Raw genomic sequence first — 5,653 nt, 5'->3', positions numbered from 1 at the left:
AACAAGCAAGCCGATGAGTTCACAAAGCTGGTCAATGACAGTCAGTCCAAAACAGCCAAATTGGGCGATAAAGAGCAGCTTTTATCACTCAGTGCCGGTAAACCCTTTGAGCTGGCCATAAGCCAAGGCCGCATCGATACCGCTTACATGACCGATATGGTACGTCCACAAAATGACACCCTGCACAATGCACAGCAAAACACCATTGATAAACAGCCACTCAGCGCCCTAGATAAACTCCAGCAGCAAGCCCCTGATACTCAAAGCAACAGTCAACATGTCATTTCCACGTTGGATGAAAACGACAAAGACCGACGCAGAGCGCAGCTCACCGCCACAGAGAAGCTGCCCTACATGGTCGCCAAAGACTATTTAGAGCGCACCCCCGAAACGCGAGACAACACACTGATTATCGCGTACACCAACCAGGAGCGAGACACCATCACCGAACACATCCGTGTCGGTTTGATGAAACAGAGTGAGTTAGGCAAAGAGAACGTCGTCGCAACCCGGCTACGCTCAATCGGCGCCACGGGTGAAGAGCTCACTACCATGATGCCGTATCAAAAAGGCTTGATATTGAGCACCAGACCCGGTGAGTACGCGACAATCACTCACGTTGACTCAGAGCATGGCGTGGTGACACTTCAAGACGCAGCGACAGGTAAGACTAGGCCATTCTTACCGCGCAACCGTGACCACCGCTTCACCACCCTGTTCTCTACGTCAGAAAAACCACTCTCAACGGGCGATAAAATCATCACCCGTTTTACCGATAAAGAGCGCAGTATCAAAGCCAACGTGGAGTACCGCATCACGCAAGCGACTACAGACCGTGTTATCGCTCAATCTAAGACAGGACAAACACTCAACCTTAACCCTAATGCGCTTAAAGACGGGCACTGGGACTACGCTTACAGTCGAACCGCAGACATGGCGCAAGGGTCCACCTATCAACACGTCATTAGCGCGATACAAAGCAAAGGCGCACTGACCAACTTAAGACGCGCCGGTATCGATGTGACTCGTGCCAGTCAGCACATTCGGCTCTATACCGACAACACAAAACAATTGGTCAAAAGCTGGCTTTCTAAAGAGAGCCATAAAGCCAGTGCGATAGAAACCCTCAACCAAATTCCACCCAAAGACACCACCTACTTTAACCGTAATGCACTCCCTCATGAGGACGTCCGGTTCCAAAATAAAAGCGGTGACTTTGACTACAACACATTTAGGGAGCACATCAATACGCAGCTACCAAAATACACCGAAAGCCTCGCCATTCAGTTATTAGGCCAGCCGAATCAATCCAAATCAGACCGGGATTATTTAACCTTTGGTATTGGAAAATCGGCCATTAAAGTCACCTTAACTGGAGAGCATCGCGGGTATTTCAAAGACTACACCACAGGCGAAAAAGGCGCATTGATTAACCTAATCATGAGTCATAAGGAAATGAATTATAAAGCCGCGATGAATGAAGCGCACAAGATGATCAACGAACCGGAAAAATATCAACTGGAGGAAAACAGTAAACACGACAAATTACTGAGCACCACCCCAAGGCATATTGCGCAGTTTGAAGAACGGGCTAAGGATTATATCAATCAAAGCTTACCGATGGATAACACACTGGCCCAAACGTACTTAAACAAGCTCGGTGTCAATAACATTGAAAACAACCATGTAAAATTCCACCCGGCGGTCTATTCATCCGAAGATAGATCCCTTCACCCTGCAATGCTAACCAACATCCACAATAAAGAAGGCGAAACCAAAGCCATTGAAGTGACCTATTTAGACACTCAAGGAAATAAAGATACCTCCCTAGACATTAACCCAAGAACCCTAGGGACGAAATCCAAACAATTAACAAGATTCCATCAAGGGGAGAATTTAAACACCACCATCATCAGCACATCGATTGAACAATCGTTTCTAATTCGAGACCAAACCCAAGGACAGATTGATATTATTAACCTCAATCATAAGAACGACATTCAAAACATCTCTACCGATGAACTAAGACAGAACATCATTATTGTATTAAATCATGGCAATCACGATTTAAACCCGAACAACATTGAAAAAATCGTCGAGAACTTTAATGGCCGAGACATCCAATTCATGTCAAATGATAACCTTAAAGAGGACATCAAATCGTGCATTGATAAACTAGAGCGAGATAACAGTGCACATAACCTTGAATTAAGTGAGCCGCACACGTCTCATCAGGAGAGGGAATTAGACACCTTCAACTATAATGAGAAAACAGAACTCGACAGCCAATCATTCGACCACTTTGAGCCAAAAGAATATTCACCTCAACAAGAGATGGAATTTAATCAATCAGAGAAAGAGAGACATTGGGAAGACAGAGAAATCGACAGAGAGTTAGAGCGATAATAAGAGGGTAGCTGCTGCTACCCTTTTTTTTCGCCTGCAAGATAAGCATCCACTTTTTTATCCACATCAGCGGAAACCAAATTACGCATTTCTACTGCATCTTTTTTATTTTCATGGAACGCGACACCATCAAAACTTTGTGTGTGGGTTAAATTACCCGTCCCTTGGATCATCCTGATCCGTCGATACATCTCTTCCATCAACTCGCGGTTAGACGGCCGCTCATCTTCCTTATCGTTCAGTTTGATCCTCAATGCCAGCGTGAGAAGTTGCCTGACGGCTTCCGCATCACCTAACTTTTCTCTGTCTCTGAACACCTTAAAATCTTGCTCCAATTCACCCCGAATGTAACTCTGTACAGAAAAAGCTTTCGCCATAATCCCACCATCCTTTCTTAGATTTCCCTCTAAACAACACTTTACCTACATTACAATTAAATCACATGCTTGCAAAAAAGCTCACTATTTATCATTAAAAACATCGAGTTAATTGCTAATAAATCACTAGTACATCACTTCCACTTTAAACAAGCTCTCAGACCTTTCTCGAAAAGGGATTAAGTACAATTGATGCATTTATGATGTAAATCTACATTGGATTTCAGCGGCTAATTAGTTGAAATTTTGAAAATTTCCCCCCCAAAATATTCACTCTTCTATTTATATCATAAGTTATTGATTGTATTGTCTTTATGTTTAAAGCAGACAACCATTTAAATCGTTTTCGATTTAGCGTGGTGTGTGGGATTGGATTGAGGGAGACAGGGCCACTTCGTTAAACGCTTGCATAATTTGTGCTTTCTCTAAGGCTTTATATTATTAGGTAAAGTCGCCCATATTAAAAGGGGTTGGGGTGAAAAATGGATCACACTACTAAAAAGCCGCAACACCTTTTAGGAATTCAGGGCCATTCGTAAAACGAAATAACAGTAAAATATGACTTTAGAAAGGCGATATTGTATCCGTCATTCCGCCCTCAATTTAATAATTAAAATAGTATTATCCAGCGTTCATTTATCAGTAAAAAAACGGCACCATCTTGACCGAGCTCGGCAGTTTTGATCTATTACTGTTATTGGCTTTGTTGCGTAATTCAGTGGAACTAAATCATGAACCTACGATCTGTTCAGCTACGTCCACTACCTCTCATAGCCCTATGCCTAAACATCGTCACAAAACAATCAACTGGAAGCAATACAGCCAATCACTCATTAACTGCGGGTCTCTGACCTTTTGGATTGATGAAGAGGTGATAAGTGGCTGAGCGCAAAGCAAAGCCGATTGGCGCGATGGTACGTCCAAGAATCTTGTTATTTCTAGCCTGTATTTGGGGGTGAAAGTGCACCTGTATTTTCAGTTATTCACCACACCCCAACAGACAACACAAATAGTTCACCAAAACTCAATTCCATTTGAATAATTCTTCGACCCAATCAGCAACCTCTCCCAATAGACTGATATCCCGAACAACGCCAAAAATAAAAGACACTATTTGGCCAATAGAAATTCGTTTCTTCATTAAATACTCCATATTTCAGATCTAAAAAAACCACCTAACAGCGGCGACAGAGACTAAAAATATTTGTTCAACCTCTCCACAATATTTTGTTGTTACCTAATAGGTAGGTTAATTATCAAATGCGATTTAGTGTGATCGTGTGACTTCATAACTTGATCTGAGACCAAAAAGTCTAACGCGTTAGACAAAGTAGTCCTGTTACTACAATTCGACATATGTGTGTAAAGCAAGTAAAGAGGTCGAGAAAGCATAACTCTCCTCCATTACTAGCTTTTAAATGACACTCACATCAAAATACAACAAAAAAGGGAGAGAGCAAGCGCCAAAGATAACCATCCCTAGCTTTAACGACATTAAATAAAACAACTGTTAACAACAAAAACTTAACTAGTCTACTTTAGATCTTTGGTGTTCATTATTCCTACTATGTTAAACGGGCGAGTTAGCTCTTCAGAGCGATTTATAGAAAAAAAATCAGCATGTCCATTTGAAGCAAGAACCGCACAATGATACCCATTGTTCATACTTTGTGAATTTTGACGTAACTGATTAATACTATGAGCAAGCTCAGCTTTGAACTCAGAAAAACTTAATGCCGTGACTTTGGCTCTGTCGAAAAGAGCATGAAGTAATTGAACCTGTTCGATATTTCTCAGGTAAGCGACTTTACGTTCACGAGTTAGGAGAGAGAATTTAAACTCTTTGGGATAGCCACTGCTATGCAGTGAAATTGGGGTAGCGATGCGTGTATAGTATACGCTATTTGGAAGTCTCAATAAGTACATCTGCGCAAGATGATTTTCGAGGTTTTAGATAAGAAAAACCGGTTTAAAAACAGCAGTTTAATCTTTAAGGGTAGTGGAAGAATAGGAATTTGAAAATTATCTCCAGCATTCCCATTTAAAATAACCTATTGCTATTAGCTAGTTATACTATTGGGTGTGTGTACACCTACGAAAAAGATAACCACCTGCCGAAGTAGGTGGTTATAGGTTTGAAGCTCAAGAATTCATACGTTAAACGTTAAGGAACTGAGACGCAGGACGCGTACAACTCCCCTTCTCCCATACTAGCCCCTTCGTTGCCATTCTTGAGGCTTACATTTATAAAACCAGGTCCACGACTTGTACTTGACCAGTAACTGCTCCTGACTGGCCAGCCGCGCGCGTTGAACATATTGCCGTATGTCTTGAAGAGCTCTAACTTTAACTCATTTTTTGTTGCCAAACGCCAGTTGGTGCGTCCTGCTAAACCCTGGTTACTATATGTGGCACATAATCTAGATGCATTCTCCCAGGTGAACCAAAAGAAATCTCCAGCAGGCCCAGAAGTTCCAATTTCTTGCGTAAAACCATTATTGACACTTCCTCCGAGGCTATGAAGAGCGATTTTTGATGGTGAATTGGTAAACAACTTCCCACTCCCAGTATCGAATATATCAATACATGAAGCACCAGTGAGCGTACATGTATATACATCCACGCTCACTGTGTTACTGGTGACGCTGTCTTTAGTAGCGGTTATCGTTGTTTGGCCGACGTTGACGCCAGACAGGAAGCCAGTCGGCGTTACTGTCGCGGTACTCAGATCATCCGACGTCCAAGTGACGGAATCGCTCACATCGGAGGAAGTGGTATCACTGTAGGTTGCGGTTGCGGTTAGGGGCCTCATTTGACCTTTTGCCAAGGTACTCGATGGCGGTGTGACCGCAATCGCGGTGATGACCGCC

General features: G+C 42.6%; 4 protein-coding genes and 1 pseudogene. 2 read left to right on the top strand and 3 right to left on the bottom strand.

What is annotated here, in order from left to right:
• Positions 1–2,406 (top strand): AAA family ATPase (locus ACED53_RS17855; RefSeq protein ID WP_371715279.1); only part of this gene is annotated, 2,406 nt, incomplete at its 5' end.
• A 17-nt stretch (positions 2,407–2,423) separates the two neighbouring features.
• Here the strand turns inward: ACED53_RS17855 and ACED53_RS17850 are convergent.
• Positions 2,424–2,783, bottom strand: coding sequence for a hypothetical protein (locus ACED53_RS17850; protein WP_016800120.1), 360 nt, complete (start codon positions 2,781–2,783; stop codon positions 2,424–2,426).
• A 778-nt stretch (positions 2,784–3,561) separates the two neighbouring features.
• Between ACED53_RS17850 and ACED53_RS17845 the strand changes: the two are divergent.
• Positions 3,562–3,663, top strand: a pseudogene (locus ACED53_RS17845) (IS5/IS1182 family transposase); the annotation flags it as partial.
• 653 nt (positions 3,664–4,316) lie between these two features.
• Here the strand turns inward: ACED53_RS17845 and ACED53_RS17840 are convergent.
• The gene (locus ACED53_RS17840; RefSeq protein WP_017097354.1) at positions 4,317–4,709 is read right to left on the bottom strand and encodes a DUF6538 domain-containing protein; all 393 of its coding nucleotides are present in this window, start codon (positions 4,707–4,709) and stop codon (positions 4,317–4,319) included.
• A gap of 238 nt (positions 4,710–4,947) precedes the next feature.
• A partial coding sequence (locus ACED53_RS17835; protein WP_371715278.1) for an Ig-like domain-containing protein occupies positions 4,948–5,653 on the bottom strand: 706 nt, incomplete at its 5' end.

It is taken from the genome of Vibrio sp. 1F169, from assembly GCF_041439605.1.
GTDB lineage: Bacteria > Pseudomonadota > Gammaproteobacteria > Enterobacterales > Vibrionaceae > Vibrio > Vibrio tasmaniensis_A.
The sequence above is the reverse complement of the archived record's forward strand: the minus strand, read 5'-3'. Positions and strand labels throughout refer to the sequence as shown.

Bases quoted from the DNA above. Each gene is read 5' to 3' on its own strand.
- ACED53_RS17850 (WP_016800120.1), bottom strand. From the start codon at position 2,783: ATGGCGAAAGCTTTTTCTGTACAGAGTTACATTCGGGGTGAATTGGAG.
- ACED53_RS17840 (WP_017097354.1), bottom strand. From the start codon at position 4,709: ATGTACTTATTGAGACTTCCAAATAGCGTATACTATACACGCATCGCT.